18 protein-coding genes, 1 pseudogene and 1 CRISPR repeat array (1 of these 20 running past the window's edge) are annotated in these 21,607 nt (G+C 71.1%); of the genes and pseudogenes, 6 read left to right on the top strand and 13 right to left on the bottom strand.

Annotated elements, in window-relative coordinates:
• A CRISPR array of direct repeats spans positions 1 to 1,922; the repeat unit is 28 nt; unit sequence GGATCACCCCCGCGTGCGCGGGGAGCAG; it begins 2,007 nt to the left of the window's first position.
• A gap of 137 nt (positions 1,923 to 2,059) precedes the next feature.
• The 3 genes from ACTWLT_RS19495 (at position 2,060) to ACTWLT_RS19505 (ending at position 6,595) form a co-directional block, all read left to right on the top strand.
• Positions 2,060 to 2,446: a hypothetical protein gene (locus ACTWLT_RS19495; protein WP_445319626.1), complete on the top strand. Its 387-nt coding sequence runs from the start codon at positions 2,060 to 2,062 to the stop codon at positions 2,444 to 2,446.
• A 313-nt stretch (positions 2,447 to 2,759) separates the two neighbouring features.
• Positions 2,760 to 5,771, top strand: coding sequence for a BTAD domain-containing putative transcriptional regulator (locus ACTWLT_RS19500; RefSeq protein ID WP_445319627.1), 3,012 nt, complete (start codon positions 2,760 to 2,762; stop codon positions 5,769 to 5,771).
• The gene (locus ACTWLT_RS19505; protein ID WP_445319628.1) at positions 5,768 to 6,595 is read left to right on the top strand and encodes a DUF2637 domain-containing protein; all 828 of its coding nucleotides are present in this window, start codon (positions 5,768 to 5,770) and stop codon (positions 6,593 to 6,595) included. The genes ACTWLT_RS19500 and ACTWLT_RS19505 overlap by 4 nt, the downstream gene beginning before the upstream one ends.
• Before the next feature lie 220 nt (positions 6,596 to 6,815).
• Here the strand turns inward: ACTWLT_RS19505 and ACTWLT_RS19510 are convergent, their stop codons facing one another.
• Positions 6,816 to 7,718, bottom strand: coding sequence for a class I SAM-dependent methyltransferase (locus tag ACTWLT_RS19510; RefSeq protein ID WP_445319629.1), 903 nt, complete (start codon positions 7,716 to 7,718; stop codon positions 6,816 to 6,818).
• A 333-nt stretch (positions 7,719 to 8,051) separates the two neighbouring features.
• On the opposite strand from ACTWLT_RS19510, the gene ACTWLT_RS19515 reads away from it, so the two are divergent.
• The gene (locus ACTWLT_RS19515) at positions 8,052 to 8,381 is read left to right on the top strand and encodes a hypothetical protein (RefSeq protein WP_445319630.1); all 330 of its coding nucleotides are present in this window, start codon (positions 8,052 to 8,054) and stop codon (positions 8,379 to 8,381) included.
• A 387-nt stretch (positions 8,382 to 8,768) separates the two neighbouring features.
• On the opposite strand, the gene ACTWLT_RS19520 is transcribed toward ACTWLT_RS19515, so the two are convergent.
• The 10 genes from ACTWLT_RS19520 to ACTWLT_RS19565 form a co-directional block, all read right to left on the bottom strand.
• Positions 8,769 to 9,155, bottom strand: coding sequence for a hypothetical protein (locus ACTWLT_RS19520; protein ID WP_445319631.1), 387 nt, complete (start codon positions 9,153 to 9,155; stop codon positions 8,769 to 8,771).
• 306 nt (positions 9,156 to 9,461) lie between these two features.
• Positions 9,462 to 9,797: a hypothetical protein gene (locus ACTWLT_RS19525; protein WP_445319632.1), complete on the bottom strand. Its 336-nt coding sequence runs from the start codon at positions 9,795 to 9,797 to the stop codon at positions 9,462 to 9,464.
• A gap of 166 nt (positions 9,798 to 9,963) precedes the next feature.
• Positions 9,964 to 10,776 (bottom strand): hypothetical protein, encoded by an 813-nt coding sequence (locus ACTWLT_RS19530; RefSeq protein WP_252414235.1) that lies wholly within the window; start codon positions 10,774 to 10,776, stop codon positions 9,964 to 9,966.
• Positions 10,777 to 10,829: 53 nt separating this feature from the next.
• Complete coding sequence (locus tag ACTWLT_RS19535; protein ID WP_445319633.1) at positions 10,830 to 11,348, bottom strand: hypothetical protein; 519 nt, start codon at positions 11,346 to 11,348, stop codon at positions 10,830 to 10,832.
• A gap of 184 nt (positions 11,349 to 11,532) precedes the next feature.
• Positions 11,533 to 11,856, bottom strand: coding sequence for a DUF3085 domain-containing protein (locus tag ACTWLT_RS19540; protein WP_445319634.1), 324 nt, complete (start codon positions 11,854 to 11,856; stop codon positions 11,533 to 11,535).
• 8 nt (positions 11,857 to 11,864) lie between these two features.
• Entirely contained in the window at positions 11,865 to 12,890 is a 1,026-nt protein-coding gene (locus tag ACTWLT_RS19545) for a DUF4192 domain-containing protein (protein ID WP_445319635.1), read from the bottom strand.
• A gap of 395 nt (positions 12,891 to 13,285) precedes the next feature.
• A complete protein-coding gene (locus ACTWLT_RS19550) occupies positions 13,286 to 14,884 on the bottom strand; it encodes a vWA domain-containing protein (RefSeq protein WP_445319636.1) in 1,599 nt (532 codons plus the stop codon).
• Between the two features lie 14 nt (positions 14,885 to 14,898).
• Positions 14,899 to 16,026 (bottom strand): AAA family ATPase, encoded by a 1,128-nt coding sequence (locus ACTWLT_RS19555; protein WP_445319637.1) that lies wholly within the window; start codon positions 16,024 to 16,026, stop codon positions 14,899 to 14,901.
• A gap of 236 nt (positions 16,027 to 16,262) precedes the next feature.
• Positions 16,263 to 16,562 (bottom strand): hypothetical protein, encoded by a 300-nt coding sequence (locus ACTWLT_RS19560; protein ID WP_445319638.1) that lies wholly within the window; start codon positions 16,560 to 16,562, stop codon positions 16,263 to 16,265.
• 129 nt (positions 16,563 to 16,691) lie between these two features.
• Complete coding sequence (locus ACTWLT_RS19565) at positions 16,692 to 17,204, bottom strand: hypothetical protein (protein WP_252414228.1); 513 nt, start codon at positions 17,202 to 17,204, stop codon at positions 16,692 to 16,694.
• Between the two features lie 117 nt (positions 17,205 to 17,321).
• Here ACTWLT_RS19565 and ACTWLT_RS19570 point away from each other — a divergent pair.
• Positions 17,322 to 17,629 (top strand): annotated as a pseudogene (locus ACTWLT_RS19570) (transposase); the annotation flags it as partial.
• Between the two features lie 280 nt (positions 17,630 to 17,909).
• On the opposite strand, the gene ACTWLT_RS19575 reads toward ACTWLT_RS19570, so the two are convergent.
• Both ACTWLT_RS19575 and ACTWLT_RS19580 read right to left on the bottom strand, forming a co-directional pair.
• Positions 17,910 to 18,509 (bottom strand): hypothetical protein, encoded by a 600-nt coding sequence (locus ACTWLT_RS19575; RefSeq protein ID WP_445319639.1) that lies wholly within the window; start codon positions 18,507 to 18,509, stop codon positions 17,910 to 17,912.
• A 283-nt stretch (positions 18,510 to 18,792) separates the two neighbouring features.
• Complete coding sequence (locus ACTWLT_RS19580) at positions 18,793 to 19,170, bottom strand: hypothetical protein (RefSeq protein ID WP_252414226.1); 378 nt, start codon at positions 19,168 to 19,170, stop codon at positions 18,793 to 18,795.
• A gap of 684 nt (positions 19,171 to 19,854) precedes the next feature.
• Between ACTWLT_RS19580 and ACTWLT_RS19585 the strand changes: the two genes are divergently transcribed.
• Complete coding sequence (locus ACTWLT_RS19585) at positions 19,855 to 21,036, top strand: low temperature requirement protein A (protein ID WP_252414225.1); 1,182 nt, start codon at positions 19,855 to 19,857, stop codon at positions 21,034 to 21,036.
• Positions 21,037 to 21,607 lie beyond the last annotated feature (571 nt).

A 21,607-nucleotide genomic window follows, 5' to 3' on the forward strand; every position in this document is an offset into this window, starting at 1 on the left:
TGCTGGGATCACCCCCGCGTGCGCGGGGAGCAGAGTGGAACGCTCGCACCCGCCGGCTGGACAACCGGATCACCCCCGCGTGCGCGGGGAGCAGGTGGTTCTTCGGCGCCCTGGTGTCGGCCGGAAGGGATCACCCCCGCGTGCGCGGGGAGCAGGCGATGCCGATGCGCTTCCGTACCCGGGCGACCGGATCACCCCCGCGTGCGCGGGGAGCAGGGCTTGGGGTCGACCACCCACTGCCGGTTGACCGGATCACCCCCGCGTGCGCGGGGAGCAGACCGGGCACCAATCGAGCACCTGAGTAACCTCAGGATCACCCCCGCGTGCGCGGGGAGCAGGTGCTGTCCGCGATGTCCGCAGCCTCGGACAGCGGATCACCCCCGCGTGCGCGGGGAGCAGGACTTGATCAGGCAGCTACCGGTGTACTTCGGGGGATCACCCCGCGTGCGCGGGGAGCAGACCAGCAGCCGGTCAAAGTGCCAGCGCAGCGGGGGATCACCCCCGCGTGCGCGGGGAGCAGGCACCGGACCGGCCCGGTCGTCATCACGGACGGGATCACCCCCGCGTGCGCGGGGAGCAGGCGCGCAACGCCGGCGACGCCACCCACACCGGGGGATCACCCCCGCGTGCGCGGGGAGCAGACCGTGGCGTCCGGCGGGATCACGCCTGCGAACGGATCACCCCCGCGTGCGCGGGGAGCAGTCGCGTCACTTCGCCGTCGCGGCCTTGTAGACGGGATCACCCCCGCGTGCGCGGGGAGCAGGGTGGCCCGCTCCACCTCTAACTGCTTGAGGACGGATCACCCCCGCGTGCGCGGGGAGCAGGTCGACCCGCACGGGCTGCTGCCGGTGGTGTGGGGATCACCCCCGCGTGCGCGGGGAGCAGGCCCATGCGGTGGTCCTCGTCGGCCCACAGGACGGATCACCCCCGCGTGCGCGGGGAGCAGACCTGCCATGCGGCCTGCGTTGACCCATCGGCGGGATCACCCCCGCGTGCGCGGGGAGCAGTGGTTCTCGCTGGAGGAAGACCTGCCGAACCCGGGATCACCCCCGCGTGCGCGGGGAGCAGGACCTCGCGGCACGCGCTGGGGTCGCCGAGGGAGGATCACCCCCGCGTGCGCGGGGAGCAGTGCAGGCCCTGCCAATCGGCGGGGCCTTCTTCGGGATCACCCCCGCGTGCGCGGGGAGCAGGTCAGCGAGGACTTCACCGCGATCTCCGAGCTGGGATCACCCCCGCGTGCGCGGGGAGCAGCAGCGCGCCGATGTGCTGTCCGGCTCGCCGACGGGATCACCCCCGCGTGCGCGGGGAGCAGCGAGCGCCGTCCCGGGCACGTGCGTCTGCCCCGGGATCACCCCCGCGTGCGCGGGGAGCAGATCTCCGACTTCCTCTACAACTCCGGGCAGGAGGGATCACCCCCGCGTGCGCGGGGAGCAGTCGAACACTCTTCACAGTCGAGGCCGAAGAGCAGGATCACCCCCGCGTGCGCGGGGAGCAGATCGGGGGTCAGGGTCGCCCTGACCTCCACATCGGATCACCCCCGCGTGCGCGGGGAGCAGCTGCTCGACCTCAACGTCGCCGACAACCCGGCGGGATCACCCCCGCGTGCGCGGGGAGCAGAGGGGCGTCACGGTCAGCTCGTCGTAGAGCACGGGATCACCCCCGCGTGCGCGGGGAGCAGAGGGGCGTCACGGTCAGCTCGTCGTAGAGCACGGGATCACCCCCGCGTGCGCGGGGAGCAGAGACACTCGTTGAACCGGTCATGTCACTCCTCCGGATCACCCCCGCGTGCGCGGGGAGTAGACCAGCCGCGACCCCTTCAGCGCCGCCAGGTCGGGATCACCCCCGCGTGCGCGGGGAGTAGGAGCTGGCGTCCGTCATGACCTCCTCCAGGGACGGATCACCCCCGCGTGCGCGGGGAGTAGACTTCTTGACCTGCGGCGTTAGAGATCGACTTCGCGGTTTTTGTTCACTAGGTTCCGCAAGATCATCCCACTCGGTCTCGGTTTCGGTGGTGAAGGAGGTATGTGGAGGGCAAGCGAGTTCGGCTACAGCGTAGTTGGTGAGGCTCAAGTGGAACGACCAGCGCATCGCCGCCATTCAACACCGCCTGGCGGACGCCCTTGAGGGCGTCGAGCCCGGCAATGGATGGCGTGCCTGGCGTGCCGCCGACGGTCATCCGCACCGCATCGAGGCTGTCCGTGCCCACCTGGCTGATGCGGGCAAGGCGTGGCAGGACCTCAGTGAGGAGCAGCGTCAGGAATACGTGCTGAGCCTGTTCGCGCCCTTGCCCCCCTCGCAGGAGCTGCTTGCCGAGCTGGTAGCGACGGCAACGCCGGTGACAGCAACAGCGCTGGACGGACCGACGCTGCAACGGACGAGTAGAGCGTTGCCACCAGCCGTTGACGACTCCCTTGCACCGAGCCGACACTCTCGGCCGAGGGCTTGAAATCGGCGGACGCGAGAGCGAAGCCCTGACCGGCCCGGTCCACTAAGAGGCCACGGGCCTGCAGGTGTGAGGCGCCGTCAGGTGCTGTGAGGTCGTGTCAGCCTCTAACGCGCCCGCCGGTAAGCGACACGCCATACCGTCGGCGTCACCAGCAGCATCCCTCCCGTCGGGTACCGACTGCCAGCGTTGGCTGCTGTTCTGTCCTTGTCTGACAGGGGAGGGCCGGACCATGACGACGAGGCAGGTGGCAGCCATGCGACGCCGGTCAGCTTTTATAGCCGCCGCGATCCCACCCGTTCTGCTGCTCTACGCCGTGCCTGCCGCGCTGCTGCGTCTCAACGCGTGGCCGACACCAGGCATCCCCTCGACAACCAACGTGCAGGAGTGGATCAGGGACCCCCTGACCACCGGATTCCTCACCACCTGCCTGCAGACCGGCGCCTGGCTGGTCTGGGCAGTTCTGGCCGCCGTCACCGTCGCACGCGCCTATACCCGCCTCGCCCACACCCGCCGCTGGCTACCAGCCCTACAACTCCCCGGACCCATGCGCGGATTGACCGCTGCGCTGCTCGGCGCGACCGCCGTCACCACCGCCACAGCCGGCATCCCCGCGCACGCCGCAGCATCAACCACCACCACACCTGCCGGCGACACCCAAAACCCGAGCCCCGACCCGCGGCACAGCACACCCACCCTCACTGCCCGCACCGCTGGGGCCCCCGCGCTCGCCCAGGTCGCCGGCCACAAGCCCGCCACGTACACCGTCGGGCGCGGCGACACCCTCTCCGACATCGCCCAGCGGTGCCTGGGCGACGCCGACCGCTGGCCCGACATCTTCGCCCTCAACAGGGGCACCCACTTCCCGAGCACCGGTGGCACATTGCGCGACCCAGACGTGATCTACCCCGGGTGGGCCCTCCGTCTCCCCACAACGGCGGCCCCTGGGCGGCCCCCGTCAGCGGCTCCCGCTGCGCCGTCAGCCGAGAGCGATCATCCTGACACCACCAGCCCCAACCCGGGAGCGACAGCACCAGCGCCAACACCCGCAAGCACAACACCGACTGCCCCTGCAACGCCCACCACCGCGACATCCGAACCGGACACCGCGCCATCAGAAGCCGTCGGCACCCCGGCGGATCAACCTGGCGACACCGTTACTCCCGGGCCGGCCACCCGAGGAGTGTCCCTACCCGGTGGCAGCTGGGTCGATGTGGGTCTTGCTCTGGCCATCACCGCCGCAGCGGCGCTCGTGTGGGCGCACCGCCGCCGCCGCTACGTTCCCCGCACACCCTCGATCGCACGCCCCCTCGACGCCCCCGACCTCGCCTCCATGCCCCGCGTGGTCGGGCACATCCGCCGCGGCCTGCACCGCGCCACCGCCAGCCCTCCCGACCCCGATGAGTCCGCCAGCCTCCGAGATGGTGACCACCACGAAGGGGACGATCTCGATGACGACTTGGTGCGTGTCCGTGCGGATGCGAACAGCGACAGTCGCGACGTCGAATGCACCGGCGACGACCAGGTCCCTGACGGCGGCGACAACCTCCGTGCGGGCCAGGGCGGCGTGGAGGGCGACGACCCGCTGCCGGTCGCGCCGGCGCTGGACAGTCCGCTGTCGGCGCTGTGGCCACCGGCCGGGCTGGGCCTGACTGGGCCTGGCGCGCACGCGGCTACCCGTGGGCTTCTCACCGCCGCCCTGGCATCCGGCGGTGTGGACCATCCCGACGGGCGCACAGACGTTGTCATCCCGTCGACGACCGCGGCGACGCTACTCGGCGCCGCGGCGCCCACCCTGCCCCGCACACCCCGGCTGACCGTCACCGCCGGCCTCGACGAAGCCCTGGACCTCCTCGAAGCGCAAACGCTGCACCGCACGCGGCTGACCTACCAGCACGAGGTCAACACCATCGCCGAGCTGCGCCGCGCCGATCCGTTCGCCGAACCTCTCCCGCCGGTCATGCTGATCGCCGACGCTAACAGCCGCCACGAACGTGCCCGGGTCGCCGCGCTGCTCGCTCAGGGTCAACGCTTGGACATCCACGGCGTGCTGCTCGGCGACTGGCCCGACGGCGACACGATCGCCGTCGCCGCCGACGGCACCACCACCCCGGCCAACGATGGCACGACCTCCCACGGCAGGCACGCTGCTGACGTTGGCCGCCTCGCCGTCCTCGATCCCGTTGAGACCAGCGGCCTGCTTGTCACGCTTGCCGAGTCCTACACCGGGCAGCCGCAGCCCTCGGCATCCACGGCCCAGGCCCAGGTCGACGCCTCCGCCCCACCCGCCCTTAGCAACAACGAAGAACGCATGCCATCTCCCACCACCTCCGCAGACCGGGGCGCGCCGGATGTGACGGCCGGGGGTGGCAGCGAGCCCGACGACGTGCACGGCAGCACCGCAAGGCCACCGGGCGACATCAGCACCGCCGCCGCCGCGACGCCTGACACCGAGCAGCGCCACGGACAGGAAAAGACCCTTGCAGGCGCTGATGGAGCCGTGGACGCGCAGCAGACGGCAGGCGTGCAGGACCGCCAGCCCCAGCAGCGCCCTTTGCGGGTGCGGGTGTTGGGCCGACCCGGCGTCGACAACGCCGACCCGCAGCGCAGCCCACGCGCCAAGTCCCTGGAACTGCTGGTGTACCTGGCGGTACACGACGGCGCCGCCTCAACGGAGGCGATCCTCGACGACCTGCTGCCCGACGCCCCGACCAGCAAAGCCCCGGGCAGGCTCTACACCTACGTCTCCGGGCTGCGCGCCGTCCTGCGGCACAACGGCGGCCCCGGCAGCTACGTCACCCATCCCGACCACCGCTACCTGCTGCACCGCGACTGCCTCGATGTCGACCTGTGGCGGATGCGGGCGGCGATCCGCGAGGCCGCGCGGGCCACCGACCCGCAGACCCGCACCGCGGCGCTGCGCCGCGCCGTAGACGCCTACACCGGGCCCCTGGCCGAGGGCTGCGACTACGAGTGGGTCGAGTCCTACCGCGAAGCGATCCGCCAGGACGCCCTCGACGCCCACCTCGCCCTCGCCGACGCCCTCGCCGGCAACCCCGCCCAACAGGTCACGGTCCTCGACACCGCCATCACCCACCACCCACATTGCGAAGCCCTCTACCAGCAGGCGATGCGCGCCCGCGCCGAGCTCGGGCACCTCGACGCGATCCGCGCCCTCCGCCGCCAGCTGACCCGCGCACTCGCCGAGATCGACGCCGAACCCAGCGACGACACCCTCGCCCTCGCAGACCGGCTCGCCACGCAGATCCACCACACCGCGCGGCCCAACCCCGCAACCACCCGCGGTGATGGCGAGATCTCGACATGAACGCCACGCGCACACCCGTAACGGACATGACTATCAGGGAGGCGGAGCTGCGCCACTTGCGGCGCCTGCGGTGGGCGGTGCGCGCCGTCCTCGCCCTCGGTGTCGCCGCGTCGATCGCCGCGAACGTGCTCCACGCCCGACCCAACCCGGTCAGCCAGGTCATCTCCGCGTGGCCGCCGCTGGCGTTGATGCTCACCGTCGAACTCATCTCCCGCGTTCCCACCCACCAGCGGATGCTGGCTGTGCTGCGGCTGATCGCCGCCGCCCCTATCGCCGGCATCGCGGCGTGGGTGAGCTACTGGCACATGGTTGGCGTCGCCGCCCGATACGGCGAAACCGAAGCCGCCGCCGCCTACCTGCTTCCCTTGTCCGTCGACGGACTCGTCATTGTCGCCAGCGTCAGCCTCGTCGAAATCACCGGCCGTCTCCGTGCCGTCCCCCAGTCCCTGTCAGCAGACCTGGCCAGCTCCGCTCACTCGCCGCCTCCCGCCGACGCCAATCCCGTCGTCTCCGCGCCCGCGCCACCACCAGCCCCGCCCGCGTCGAACTCCGGCCAGACGCCCCTCAGAAGGCCGCATGACGGACCGGCGACCAAGCCGGACAGGCCCGACGCCATGACCGATGACGGAGCGCCGGTACCCAGAGATACGGCAGCAGCGGTGACCTACTGGTACCGGCGGGACCCCCACCTGCATCCCGCGGACATCGCCGCACGCATCGGACGCTCCGAACGGACCGTCCGTCGATACTGGCCACCCCCCGGTGCCAGCGCTCCGACCAGCGCAGACAAGGCTGGCAGTCTCGTCGGCAACCGCCGCCCCTGACGAGCGGTGCGGTACCGACCGGGACGAGGTTGGCACTTTCTGGAAATGACCTGCACGGGAATCATGCCGGCCCAGCTCCTGACGTCAGCCCGCAAGGCGAATCCCTCCCCGCATGACTTCGCGGTCCGGGCGTAACGCCACATTTGGTTGCGTACTTGCCGGGGGACAGGTGCGAGGCCCGATCACAATGTCTGTGTGCGCCATCTCGGTGGCTTGCCGCTTAAGGGATGTCTCGTATATCTGTGGTTGGTCCATGGCGGATCACGTCGGGGTGCAAGTGACTCCGGCGGCCAGCGCGGAGTGGATCTTTCCGTTCACCGGGCTGCAGCCCGCCCAGTTCCGCCGGCTGGTCAGCAATCGCGTCACCACCACGCGGCGGCGACATGGTCCGCGAGTGGGCATCCGTGAGGTCTGCCGGCTTACGCGCGAGGATCAGCGTGCACCGTAAGCTGCCGTCCCGGCGCTGGCCCAGGACGGTCAAGGCGACGGCCGTCACGGTGAAGCCAGCCGCTGTCAGGTTGTCGCGGACTGCGGCCAGCGGGCTGGTGCGGTAGTACATGACGAACGGCGGTCGCCACATGGCATTGCGTACCCGCATGGCCAGGTCGAATCCGAGCGTGGCCAAGTGCGAGACCGAGGCCAGGGGCGGCGGTGCGCCGATCGGCAAGGCGAAGAGCCCGCCGGGCCGCAGCGCGCGGTACACCCCCTCGAAGAGTGCCGGTCGCTCGGTTGGCAGAAAGTGCCCGAGCGCTCCGAAGCTGACGGCGAGGTTGAAGTACTCAGTGAAAGGCAGGGCCCGAGCGTCGGCCCGAACCCACGTGGCGTCCGGGTGAGCGCTGCGCGCCTGCGCGAGCATGCCAGCGCTGAAGTCCACGCCCGTGATGCCTCCTTGGCACACAGACCTGAGAACCAGCATGCCCGCGCCGGTACCGCAGCACACGTCCAGCCCATGATCGAACGGCCCGAGTTCGGACAGCGCGTCGGCGGTCGCGCCGAGAAAGCTATCCGGCGTGCGAAAGGGCGTGTGGTCAAACTTCGGAGCTAGCAGGTCATAGCCGCGCTCGACCGAGGACAACGCCTGGATGCAGAGTTCACGCAGAGACGGACCCTGAGGCGAAAACACCGACCAAGGGTACCTGCCGGAGCCCGCGGGGCGCCTTCCTACGCGATGGGCAGTGTCGGCATACCCGCAGGCTCCGATCAGCCGATCTGAGCGAAGACCCCCCGGGCATGCCGGCCTGCACGCCCGGGGCCTTCGCTCGGGCTGTCCCTGCCCACCCACCACATCCAGGTCGTCCCCACACGCGGGGCTTCCGTCATCAGGCATCACCCCCCGCGCCGCTGTACCCGGCGGCCAGTCACGACAGGGTCAGGCGGCGCAGCCCGCCGTCGGCGCCGACCTGGTAGAGGTCCAATCGGTTGGCTGCGGCGGTGAAGATCGGGTTGTCGGGCAGGAGTGCGCGAACCGCCGGCCACCTTTGTCCGGCGGCACGACGAGCACGACCGCGCCGACCGTCCCGTTGACAGCGACGGCGAGCCTGGTGCCGTCTGGCACCGACGCGGGCACGGTGCCCCACATCAGTGCGGGCAGCTCACCGCGCGCCGGGTCGGCGGCGCGGAACGTGGCGAGGTCGGCCACGGTGGCCGTACCGCCGGCGGGTCGGTCCCCGAGCCGGGTGCCAGCGACGACCCAGGCCCGCCCGCCCACTACCGCTACGTCCGCCATGGCAACGAGACCGACCCGCCAACGTTCCGCTACGCCGGGCAGGTCGGCGACGACGTGTGACGGCGCAGCCCCTTGCTATGACTCGGCGTCGCCAAACGACTGACGTCGGCGACGGTCGGACGGTGACAACGAGGCCGGCGATGTCGAACTCCTCGATCGGTCGATCGGATCGAAGTTCAGATTCCGAGACGATGCGTGGATGGCCAGAGCCTCAGCATGACTGTGAGGCGTGCTCGATACAGCGGTCAACATCGGTCATCGCGGCCTGCCGCCGTGCGCGGTGCCGGCGTGAATGGAGCGACGAACGAGCCGCGCTGCTTAGGAACTCGGTGCCGAGGGAACGAATCCCACAGTCGGGGTCGTCGTTGACAGCTCCGACGAGCGTGACAGAACAGCCGACCCGCTGGACCTCTCGGCTTGGCGGGGGCAGGCAGTCGTCGGGTGCGGTCACCGGCCATGCCCTGCGGTCGTATCTGTCGGCTGCGGTGGATCGACCTCGATGAAGCCGAAGAGCCGTTCGATGAGCTGCAGCGCCTGTGTTCGGTAGCGGTCGGCGAAACCCCGGCAGATCGCCGGCTTGGCCTCGGGGTGCTGGTAGTACGGGAGCGTGTCATGGCAGATGATGAACGACTCCCGCTGGCGGGTTTCGGTGACGAGGTCCCGCAGCCGGCCGGCGGCGAGGTGCATCCGGTTGCCGGGGGCGAAGATGCAGGTCTGGCACTGCCGCGACATCAGTCGCGACTTGCCGAGGTCAGGGTCGCCGACGCTGAGCGTGGCCCCTGCGGTGGCGTCAGTGGGCTCGTCGTCGGAGTTGGCGTCGGGTACGGGTTTCACGGTGTCTCCATCTGCGAGGAGGCGAGGGCGCCGCCGGGAGGCCAGGGCGCCTCGCCCCGGTGTTTATGCAGGTGTCAAAGGTGGTGCGCGGTCCTCAAAGGCAACTGGTTGGACATCCCCCTCGGGGACGTCACGGGTGCGGCATGAAGGATTAGCCGCCGCAGGCCGCCATCTAGCCGGCGAGGAGGGTGAGGTCTCGCCGAAGAACAGCTGTGCCGTGTCGGTCCCTCGCGGTGCGGTGAGGTCCAGTGGCTCCGACCGGCCGCTGGCGCAGGCTGGATGGGCGCAACCCCGATGGGGCCTGGGTCATGCGGCCTGGGACGACAGCATGTGCCACTGCTGCGGCTGGCTTGGTGGGGTGGGCCGGAACCAGCCGGCGAATCGGTCCGCCGCAGCTGTGGCCGGGCCGATGACCTGCGCTCGGCCTCGGGCGAGCAGTGTGGGTCGGGTGGCGGCGCGGCAGGCCCGTTGGGCGTCGCGTGCTGGTGGGCACGGGTACGCCTCGCCAGCGCAGCGCAGGTTCGCGCAGCGGTCCGGGCGGTCCGGTTCGGGAAGGTGGGCGGCGGCGACGTCTGCGGCGAGCAGCCACAGCGGGACATCGGTGACAGTGCGCGGTACGGCGCGACGGTGCGGTGGGGTCATCGGTGGCGCCTTCCGGATTGGGTGTCAGCGTGGGTGGCCGCCACCCCGGGCCAGCGGTGTGGGGATGCCGCTGTCGGGTCCGCCCCGGGTGGCGACCGGGTCCAGTGACGCTCGACTTTCCCCATTGATCAAGTCGTCGCCCGTCCGTCGCGACCCGAGGGCCGGGTTAGTCGTCGCGATGGATGAGGAAGCAGTCGCGTACGGCGGGGTCGTCGTGGCGGTAGTCCTCCAGCCGGGCGTCGTAGTGAGCGGGTTGGCCGCAGTGCCGGCAGCGCAGGGGCACGGCCGCGTCGAGGTCGGTGCCGTCCGGGCCGTGCGCGTTGGTGTGGTCGTGCGCGGCGAAGGTGCACGTGCCGTGGGTGCAGAACCGGCGGCCGGGTGTGCGGAGCCGGGCGACGACCAGGTCCTGCACCGAGCGGGTGAGGTCGATGCTGGCCGGGGTGCCGTCGTAGGGGACGCCGGCGCAGATCAGGTAGTCGTTGGCGTCGAGGTAGCGGTGCAGGTCGGTGAACGAGCCGACGCCGGCGGGCACGATCCCTTCGCTGATGTCGTCGTCGATCTCGGCGACGATGCGCTCGGCGAAGCGCCGGACCTGGTCGGCGGAGTCCCCGGTCGGCGGCTGGTGAGGTTGGTGCTGGGCCCGCCAGATACGGACCAGGGCCCGGAGATGACTGATCTGGGCGGCGCGTTGCGCGCTCAGCGCATCGAGGCGCGGTCCGTCAGCTTGCAGCACACCGGTCGGGTTGATGGTGGGTGCCGGCTCACCGGGCCTGGCGGCGAGGGCGCGGCGGACGTCGTCGAGGCGGGCGGCGATAGTGTCGGCGCAGCGGGCGAGGTCCGTTTCGGTGCCGGTGAGGGCATGGCAGGCATCGGCGAGCGCGGCCGCGAGCACGGCCGGCGCGCCTCCGCGCGTGCGGGCGGCGAGGGTGTCGTCGGGGATGTCGTGGCCGGTGTACTTACCGATGAGGTGCAGTGTCACGGGGAAGACTCCTCAGAGTTCGGGCGGGCGGGCGGATGGCGTGCGGGCGACGGTCACGTCAGCTCGGCTGGTTCGGCGGCGGTGGCGTCGAGGTCGCCCGGGTTGGCGTCGTCGCGTTCGGCACCGTCCCACTCGAACCGCACGACAAGGTCCGCGCCGGTGAGGGCGGTCTCGATGCAGGCTTCGGCGGTGTCGAAGGCGTTCTCACGGCCGGCGGCGGTGACCTCGATGAGGACGGGGAGGGTGAGGCGTACCTGCCAGCGCCGGGGCAGCGGCGGCAGGTCGAGCGCGCACAGCACCCGGTCTGCGGCGTCACCATCGATGTCGTGCGTGCTGACCGCCTCGTACAGCGCCCGCCACACCTCGCGGCGCAGCCGCGCCCCAGCGTCGGCGGCCGGGAGCAGTGGCGCGGGCGGGCTGTGGTGCTCGCGCAGGTAGGCGCGGATCTGGGCGGTGGTGTGGGTGAGCCATCCCAGCGGGGCGGGCTCGGTCGGCGCGAATGCGGCCCAGGCATCGCGCAGGACGGATTCCAGGGTCGGTGGTGGCGGCGTGGCCGCGTCGGGCGTGCTCATCAGGTCTCCGGTGCTCAAAAGGGCGCGTCTGCCCCGCGGCAGATGGGCGGCGGGGCAGACGCGCGGGTGGTTGGTCAGGGCTGGTGGTGTCGGGTGCGAGCGACTCGCACCTCGTAGGCGTCGCCGGTGACGCTCAGGTGCAGCCACGGGTAGCCGTCGGCCTGGGCGGCGCGCAGGACGGTGATCAGTGGGTGGGTGCGTCGCTGAGGTGCAGGTGATCGGCGAAGTCGTCGCCGCCGAGGTCCGCGTCGCGGCGGTGCCCGTCGGTGTCGGGGTTCCAGCCGTCGGCGTAGACGACGAGGCTGGAGCCGGGACGGTCCGGGTCATCGAGGCGGGGCAGGCCGCTGGACATGAGGTAGACGCCGTGGTCGTGGACCCAGACCAGCGCGCCCGGGCAGGCGATGCCGTCGTCGTGTTCGCTGAACGACGGGCCGTGCTCGCGTGAGGCGACGGCGTGCTCGGCCAGTCGCAGCGCGGCGGTCAGGTCAAAGAAGAGGTGCAGTGCCATGAGAGGGCTTATTTCTGCCCGGGGCCCGGCGGCCTAGGGGTGGGGTTGTCGGTGGCGGGCCAGCCGTCGAGGACGGTGGGCGGGAGGCCGTCGCGCAGCGCGCGGTCGAGCAGCTGGGCGAGGAAGTAGGTGGGGTCGGCGGCCAGGGCCCGGTCCAGGGCGACGCAGGCGAGGGCGCCGAGCCCGCCTCGCCAGGCGGTCAAGGCGAGCAGGGTCGCCGGTGGTGCGGCGAGGGCCGGTTCGACGCGGCGGGTGAGGTCGGTCCACAGAGCCATGTGCGACGGGTCGGTGTCGGTGGCGAGCCAGGCGGCGTCGCGGACCGTGGTGTCGACCAGCAGCACGGACAGCCAGGCCACCTCGTCGTCGGTGAGCACGCTGTCTCCCGCGTAGCGGGCGAACGTCTCGCGTACCGCCTTCTGCCCGGCCCGGAGGACCGCCGCGCGGCCGCCTGCGGTGAACGCGGTGATGCGTCGCTTCTGTGCGCGCCGGGTGGCCGCGGTGACGGCGTCGCGGGCGACGCCGGTCGTGGGGGCGAGGCTGGCGACGAGAGCGGCCCGGTCGGGCAGCGCGCTCTGACCGGCGACGATCGCCCAGACGGCGGCGACACTGCCGACGGCGTCGAACGGAACCCCGTCGACGGGACAGCAGTCTGGTTCCTGGCAGAGGTAGGAGTAGTAGCGGCCGTCGGTGACCCGCAGCGCGTCGAGCACGGTGACGCCCGCGTCGCGCACCTGTGGGGTGAGAGCGTCGATGATGGGGGTGACGTGGGTAGCGGGCCCGTAGCCGATGATGATCGCTGCGGTGGCGCCGACGTTGCGCAGCAGGGTGAGCTGCTGTGGGCCGGCACCGTCGACCCATTCGGGGATCTCGTCGCGGTGGGGCAGGTCGACGCGGCCCGCCACAGCGATCGTGTTCGCGCGGAGTCCGACGATGACGAGACTGTCGCCGGGGTGGAAGCCGAACAGGTACGGCACGACGGCGAGCAGGTCACCGACCGCGGTCAAGGTCAGGCGGGATAGATGCTCGTGGGCCATAGGGGACAACTCCTTCGGTTCGAGAGGTGGGGTGCAACGCCGTGAGGCCCCACAGCGGGCTCGGCTGCGGGGCCTCAGGTAGGTGTCGGCGGGCCCTTGTGAGGGCTGACTGCCAGAGGGGGCAGGGGGCGGCGCCGCTCCCGCCGGTGGCACCCGAACGACAGTCGGGTGCTCGAGTGCCGGTCGGCTGTGAACGCCGAGGCGGGCGTGGTGGCCGGGACGCGGTGCCCGGCAGCGACGGCGGGATGCCGGTGGCGGCGTTTCCAGCCCCCGAGGGCCGCGGCGAAGTCCGCCGCAGCGCTGGTGCTCAGGGAGGGCGCGACCAGGTCGGCGACGCGGTTGGCTGGGAGATGCCGTGGTGGCTCGTGTCCGATCGGCGTCGGGCCCGATGCTGCTCAGGCGCGTTCGAGGGCGGTGACGGCGGCGTCGGCGATGGCGTCGACGGCCTGCACGGGATCGCTGGCCAGCAGAGTCGTGGTGTGGCCGAATGTGTGTCCGGCGAGGTCGGCGGGGCGCAGCCACAGTACGGCGCAGCCCGCCTGGTGCAGGGTGGTGATCAGCCGTTGGGCGGGTTCGATGTCGGGTAGGTCGCCGTCGGAGACGACGGCGAGCATCCGCAGCCGCCCTGGCTGGCGCAGGCCCAGCAGCTGGTCGGCGAGCTTCACCGCCTCGATGAACGCGGTGGTCCCGCCGACCGCCGCGATCTGCAGGACCTTCGCCGGCTGTTGGCGTGGCGGCACGAGCACCGTGGCGCGGCTGCCGAACCCGATCATGGCTGTGGTGGCCTGGTTGGTTCGCGCGGCGTGGGCGAGGATCCACCCTGCGGCGGACATCGGCGCCGCGTAGGCGCGCATGGAGCCGGAGGTGTCGACGAGCACGGCCAGGTGCAGGGCGGGCTTCGGCGGCGGCAGTGTGGTGCGGCGTTGCCATGGTGTGGCGGTGGGCATGGTGCCGGCGGCGGCTTGGGCCTTGGCGGTGATGGCGTGGCGGGTGCGGAGCCGTCCGGGCGGTATCGGGCTGGGCCGGGTGTCGGGTTCGGGCTGGTGGGTGCGGGCGCGGCGCAGCCGGGCGGCGAGGTGGCGGGCGGCGGCCCGTTCGGCGTCGGTGGGGTCGCGGCGCGTCCACGCCGCGGCCGCCCCATGCCGGTCCGCGACCTGCTGGGCGGTGTACTCGGCGGGGGTCACTCCGGCGGTGTGGGCGAGGTAGTCGGTGAGGGCTTGGGCGAGCTGCCCGGCGAACACCCCAAGATCCGGCCGCGGTGGGGCGGGTTGCTGGTGGGGGTCGATGCCGAGGATCCGGCACCACCGCCACGCCAGGTCGATCATCTGCTCGCCGTCGCTGTCGCCCACGGTGTGGGCGTGCCGCCACACGTCGCGCAGCTGCCGCAGACGTGGGCGGCCGAGGACGGCGGTGACGGCGGCCCGCACCCCGGTGATGTCTTTGGCGGTGATGATGCGGGCGTCGACCCGGGCGAGGAGCAGCGCGGCGAGTTGCCCGGCGTGCCACGGGTCGTCGACGGGCGCCCCGTCGGGGTTGAGCAGGTGGGTGACGGCGTGGCGCAGCCACCGCCGGTCGGCTCGCCGCCTGCCGCGCTGCCGGTTCTCGGCCCGGGACTCCTCCAGCAGGTCGGCGACGGCGGCGACGACCGGTGGGGTGCCCGGCGGTGTGCGCCACAGGCTGTGGGTGGCGTGGGCGGCTTCGTGCACGAGCAGCCCATAGGCGGTGGGCACGAGGCGTTTGTGGCCGGCGCGGCGCGGGTCGGCGATGGTGGGTGCCCCGATGTGGGTGGCGTCGACCTCGATGCGGCGGGCGTCGGGGTAGAAGCAGGCCGGCGCGCCGCCGCCGGCGCCGGGCGCGACGGTGACCTGCAGGTCGTGTCGGTCGGTCAGGACCGGGATGTGGCGGGACCAGGCGTCGCTCCACGGCTGCCAGTCCGGGTCGCCGCCCGTCGTGCTGGGAAGGCTGGTACGCACGTGAATGCTGCTCAGGGGCATGCGATGTCTCCGTTTCAGCGTTGCTTGCCGAGGGTCAGGGCCGATGTGTCGGCGCCGAAGTGCTGCCGCAGGACGGCGAGGACGTGCTCGCGGTCGTCTTCGGGGGCGCGGCCGGCGAGGTTCGCCACCGCCGCGGGCAGGCCGAGGGTCTTGCGGACGCGAGCGAAGCCGAGCAGCTCGCGCAGCTGCGGCGCCCAACTGACGCGCCCGGCGGCCAGGTCGGCGTTCAACGCGATGGCCGCCCGGATGGCGGGGGAGGGGACGCCGAGGTGGCGGGCGAGCTCCCAGTCGGTGGTGACCTCGATGTGCACGTCGAACCGCGACGCCAAGGCCTCGGTGAGGATCGCCCCGTGCACACCGGGGTTGTGCCCGGCGATGACGTAGAACCCGTCGACGGCCTCGACGCGTTCGTTTCGGTAGCCGGGAATGGTGATCACCCGGCGGCCGTCCATCGCCGGGTACAGCACGGCGAGGACCTTCGGCGGGATCAGGGTGGCGTCGTCGACCAGCAACGCCCGTCCCTCGCGCATCGCGACCACGAGCGGCCCGTAGACGAACTCGAACCCGCCGTCCGGCAGGGGGATGAAGTTGCCGAGGAAGTCCTCCACCACGGTGTCGCCGGTCCCGGCGACGGTCAGCAGATCTGCGAAGGCGGCCTCGACGAGGGCGGTCTTCCCGGTGCCCGGCGGGCCGTAGAGCAGCACCGGGATGCGCTTGTCCCGCAGCCGGCGCAGCACGTCCACATCGGTCGCGCCGGCGAGCTTGCGCGGGAAGTACAGGTCCCCGTTCGGCCGGGCGACCGGCTGCCGCCGCGCCGACCGCCCGCCGCCACCGCTGGCGGGCGCGCGGGGCGCGGGTGGGGGCATGGCGCCGGCGGCGTCGATGCCCGCCTGGGTGATTTGAAAGCGGTGCGGACCAAGGTGGTGGTGGGCGTAGCCGGCGGCGGCCATCTTCTTCAACGCCTCGAACACCGCGCCGCTCGAGCGGGCGGCGATCGCGGTAGTGACCTGGCCGACCTTCAACCACTGGTCCGGCTGGCTGGCCAGGTAGGCGGCGACCTGCCGGTAGAGGTAGCCGGGCCGGCGTCCGTGACCCAAGTCGGGCGGGGTGTCGGCGGTGGCGGGCGGGGTTGCAGGGTCCATGTGGGTCCTCCTGTCATAGGGGCCCGCGCACCCGTCTGCGGTGCGCGGGCAACGTGCGGTGTCCGCGCGGCGGAGACGGGCGGTGGCGGGCGCGCCCTGCGGCAGGGTCGGCCGACCACCGTGAGGTGCTCACAGCAACGGCAGCCCCGAGGGCTGCCGATCAGGTGCCGCCGCTGGCGGGCGACGACAAGGAACGCACCGGGCAGCGGATCGATCAAGTCGATCCGCTGCCGGGGCTACGGGCGGTGCAGGGTGACCTCACCGCGGGGGCGGCCGGAGATCTGCACGGTCAGGCCGAACACGTTGCCGTCGGACAGCTCGAGCCACACGCCCCGGTCGAGGGTCAGCACCCCGGCGTCTCGGTAGACGCGGGCGGACGTGATGGTCACGGGGCTGCCGTCGCCGTGCACCAGGTGAGGCAGGTCGGTGTCATCGCAGAGCTGGTCCAGGTCACCGCTGGTGAGCAGGCGCGTCACGAGGGCCTGCAGGATCTCTTCGTGGGCGTACTCGCCGAACTCGTCGCCGTCATCGCGCATCGCCAGGCCTCCTTTCCGTGTTGGTGTCGGACGAGGGTCCGGCCTCGGGTAAGGGCGGATCGGGGATGCTGCCGGCAATGCGGTCGCAGTCGTAGGGGTGCACCGCCGTCCACGTCCAGGCGCGGCCCATCACGATGCAGCGGCCCTGCCCGTCCGGGATGATGCGGTCGACGGCGCCCGGGTCGTCGTGCACCCGCGTCTCGTCGACGACGAGGACGTCACCGTCGAACCGCAGCCGCGCCAGGAGTCGTCCACCATCTGCTCGCCGCGCTCGCCGATGCCGTCAGCCGCGAGCTGCCGCCGGTAGCGACCGCAGGCCTCCTGCTGGTCGGCGACGATCGCCTCGGCCACCTCCCGAGTGCAGGTGAACACCGCCCACCCGTTCCACCGGTCAACCAGGGTGCCGGCGAAGCCGACCGGAATTCGGAGGTCTCCGTCCGGGTTGGGCGTCCACGCCCAGTCCCGTGCGAACACGCCCTGCCCGCCCAGGCGCACCCGGTCGGGGTGCAGGTGACTGACGTCCCGATCGTCGCCGTTGGGGTGCAGGACCCTGCGGCAGTGGCGGGCCGCCTCGTCTTCGACGGCCTCGTCGTACCCGTTGCACCACGCCCACCGAGTCTGGTCGCACTGCCTCGCGGTCAACTTCGCCCACACGGGTGCGCCCGGTGGAGCGTGCTCGGCGTAGCGGTCGCAGCCAGGCCATACCGGTCGGCGGCGGGAAGCCCGTCGAGGACCGGCGGGTTAACGTCGTCGATCCCGGCGAGGTTCCCCACCGCCCGCGCGTTGAAGGCCTACGCCGGTGCCGCACCGGTCACTCGTGCCTCCGGCAAGAGCCGCGTTGTCTTCAACCGCAAGCCAAAAACCAGCGTCTGGCCTCGGTCGGCTACCAGTGGGCGTTCTGCGCCCTGACCACCTCACCCGGCGCACTGGCCCACTACCGCCGACGACGGGACCGCGGCGACTGGCACGCCGCCGCTCAACGCAACCTGTTCAACCGGATGCTCGGCATCCACCACTGCCTGACCACCGGCCAGCCCTACGACGAGACCAGAGCCTTTCCGGCACTGGGACCGGCAGAGCCGACGATGCAAAGCCCGGTAACAACCGTCCCGCTCCGCGCCAACCCTGGGCTCTGCCCCACACCCCGGCCCTCCAAGGAGCCGCCGGTTGACACACACCCCTGTGGGAGGTCTCAGAGATGCCGCCCGCGGATCACCTCATCGGGCACCATAAGGGCTACCAGTCCCCGGTCGGGGCCAAGGTCGTTCCAGTAGGGCGCTCCACCTTGTCCCCGTCCGGGGAGGCTGGACGGTCTACGACTGCCCGACGAGGAGATCCGCTTGAGCGTTAGCTGCCACGCTTGGCCAAGTCAGCGAGGTGCGCGCATGGCTGCTCGGCCTCACGGTGCCAGGCGCTCCCCACTACGGCGACGGGGTAGCTGACCTCTCTGATCTGTTGGTCGGCGGTCTCGACGGAGAACCGTATCGACAACGGCTCGCTCCCGAACGCGATAGAGCACTCAATGCGCAGCTTGACATCGATCCAGGCGGTACCGCCGGGGCGCAGCAGCCGAGTCTGGCCGGTGTCATGGACCTGGACGCCGGGTCGTTGACCGGTAGCCGCACGAACCGTGATCGGCGCGGGGCCAGCGTTGGTCACTGCCAGTTGCCCGTCCATCTGGAGGACGCCCGTGGCGTCCGAACCCCCGCTACTGATGGATGCAGGGAAGGCCACGAGTGAGACCGAAGCGTTCCGCTCCCGCTCCTCCCGCGAGTCTCGCAGCTCGCTGACACCGACACCGCCAAGCACAACGCCGACCACGAAGGCAGCGACGAGCCATACATTCATCTTCCGTCTGGCCATGAGGCCCTCGGGGGTGGCGCCGCCGGGCTCCGCTGGCTCGTGATCGTGCTCGTTCAGGTCAATCACTTCGCGCTCCGCCGACATGGCGTCAGCCTAGGGTTCTCCCTGACCGCGCGTTGGCCGGCCGTACAGCCATCCGCACAGCCAAGACCACTGGCAGACGCCAGCGCTGTCCGCAAAGCAGACGTGCTAACCAGAGATGCGACCCCTGAACAGCCATCCCTGATCTTCTTCTAACCCGCAGGCCGTCTATACCAACGCTTGACAGCCGCCATTGAGACTCGTCCGGCAGGGCGCTCCACCTTGTCCCCGTCCGTGGAGGCTGGACGGTCTACGACTGCCCGACGAGGAGATCCGCGCAGCAGCGTCAGAGCCGGCTGTCGCGACTAGGCCGTAGCCGATCGGCCCAATAAACCCCGAGCAACAGCATGCCGAACCCGAGTAGAACCCACCATGAGCCCCAGCCGGCCCAGGTGACGATGCCGCCGACCAGGACGAAAAGCAGTCCCGTGTACCCGACTTCGACGCGACGCCGGTCACCGAGTTCTTCGTACTCATGCAGCTTCGCCGTGTTGCGGGTGATCTTTCGCCGAAGCCGCCGATATTCGTCGGATCCCGGGGTCAGCGATCCGAGCAGAACCCGATCTCGTTCGATTGCCTCGCGCAACTCGGCGAGGTTTGGGATGCCCGGCTCGGCGCTGATGATGATCTCCTCCGTGTCCGATGGCAGCCGACCTCGGGACAACTGTCCCGGTTTCCGAGATGATCCCATCGCGAGCCGGACAAGCGCACGGCCCCGTTTGGCCGTACAGCCATCCGTACAGCCAAGAGTGCCCGCGCCCGCCGACGCTGCCCGACAACCACCGACGGGCTGACCAGCAGGAGCCGGCACTGGCCAGCCATCCCTGATCTTCTAGTCTCCACCGCCACCCGCGCCCCCATCCGGCGGAGGGTGATGCATGTGGTCAAGCGGCCCGTCGTTGGACCGGGGGTCTCGTGGCCTGAACAGACTGATCACCATGAGCGCCAGGAGGGTGAGCGTCATCGCGATGACGAACACAAGCCCCGCCGTCGCAACCATCGACACCACCAGGCGAGCCTATGAGTGGCAGGGGAGTGAGTCCAGGCGGCGCAGTCCGCATCTAGTCCGCAAGAGGGCGACGGACAGCGGGGGAGTGCTGAGAGATGCCGAGAGGTATCTCCGCTGCTAGGAGGCTATCCGGGCAGCTCGCCGGGTCCCCCATCTGGATCTCATAATCCCTGGTGGCAGAGGCGAGTCAGAGCCACGTCAGGTCGTCCAAACGCCAGCGTCAGCCCGTGTTGCGCCGCTGCTGTCTCCTGCCACGCCGGTCGGGGGGAATCGTCGATCCGGAGACGGGCCCCGCCGGCGCCGCCGATAATCCTGGAAGGATGCGGCGGGAGGCCGGGCATGACCACCGGAGGAAGTACGGCGCTGGTACGCCGGATGGAGGGGGCGGCCCGGGCCACGCTGCTGGAGCTCCTCTTCGACGTGGTCTTCGTGGCCGCCCTCGCGCTGATCTCGACACTGTTGACCGAAGAGCACTCCTGGTCCGGCAGCGCCAAGGTGCTGCTGATGCTGACGGCCATTTGGTGGACCTGGTCGATCACCGCGACCACGACCGAGTTCTACGACCCGCAGCAGCGCCCGATCCAGGCCATCCTGATGATCGCCATGGTCGGTTCGGTGGGGATGGCGGTAGCGCTGCCGATGGTCACCACCGCGCACCGGCTGGTCTTCGTGATCGCGTACGTCGGCACGCACCTGCTTCGCTGCATCATCCTGGTCACGGCCCTGTACCGGCAGGGGCACCGGACGGCATTGGAGCGCGCCACCCGGTTTCTGTTCTGGTTCACCGTGTCCGGCGTCTTCTGGGTCGCCGGCGCGCTGCCACACAGTCCGAACTGGGCGCTCTGGACCGTCGCCATCACGATCGACCTGGTCGCCGCGGCGGCCCGCTATCCCACGCCCCGGCTGGGCAGGGTTCCTGTCGCCCAATACGAGCGGACCACCGAGCACTTGGGCGAGCGGTACCAGCAGTTCGTCATCCTGGCCCTCGGCGACATCATCCTGTTGCCGACCCTGCAGGTCAGCAGGGGCGGCCTCGACCTTCTCCGGCTCACCGCCCTGCTCTGCGCGTTCGCCACCATGCTGCTGCTCTGGCAGATCTACGCCTACCGGGCCAGCGAGTTGTTGCAGGCGGCCGGGGCCAATGCGGGCCGGCCGCCGCGGCTGGCCCCGTACACGCATCTGGTGCTGCTGGCCGGTGTGGTCGTCACGGCGGCCTCGTTCGAGTTGGTCGTCCACCATCCGACCGGAACGACGCCGGCGCGGTGGCTGGTGCTGATCATCGGCGGCCCTGCGCTGTTCGTGCTCGGTCGCGTCCTGTTCACCCTGCTGGTGTCCGCGGTCGTGCCGTGGCGGCGAGTGGCCTGGCAGCTCATGCCACTGCTGGTGCTGCCGTGGGCCGGCGGTTGGCCGCCGCTGCTGGTCGCCGCGATCGTGGCGCTCGGGCTGGCCGGTCATATCCTGGTCCCCGGCGGAGACCGGGAGACCACGCCAGGGCTGCGACCGTGGCAAGGCGGCGACTGACCCGCGACAGCCAGGCGAGGTGGCGATCGGCCCGCTCGGCGAGGCCCCGGGCGCAGACGCCCACCGAATCCCGCCACGTCCACGCGGCACCCTCCCCGCCTTTTCGCTAACCTGCTTGACCAGCCGTACGCCGGCTGCGCGGCGGCGACCAAGCCGTGGGTTCGGGCTGCGGTCAGGTCATGGGTCCGCCCTGGGCAGAGCGGGTGAGGCCCAGACCAGCCGGCCTGCGCGAGTGGGTCAGGGCCATCGGCGCCTGCTGCTGTGCTGGCAGTCCGCGCCCGCCGACTGCCGAGCCCGTCGGCGGGCGCGGATCAGGTCGGTCAGTCGGGTCGGGCTGCGTGTGGACAGCGGGATGCTGGCAGCTAGGTCAGCAACGAAGCTCTGGTGCTGGAGGGTCGTTTTGGGTCGACTGTTGTTCGGTCGGGAGCCTCGTCCTACCTGGAGCGGCGGCACGCCATTCCCACCTACTGCCTGCTCAACCTGTCATGATCACGATGAGGCGGCTTACTGACGGCGACACGATCGTGAGAAAGCGTCGTAGGCGCTGGAAACCTCTATCGCCGGTTCAGGC

It is taken from the genome of Micromonospora yongxingensis (assembly GCF_052601155.1).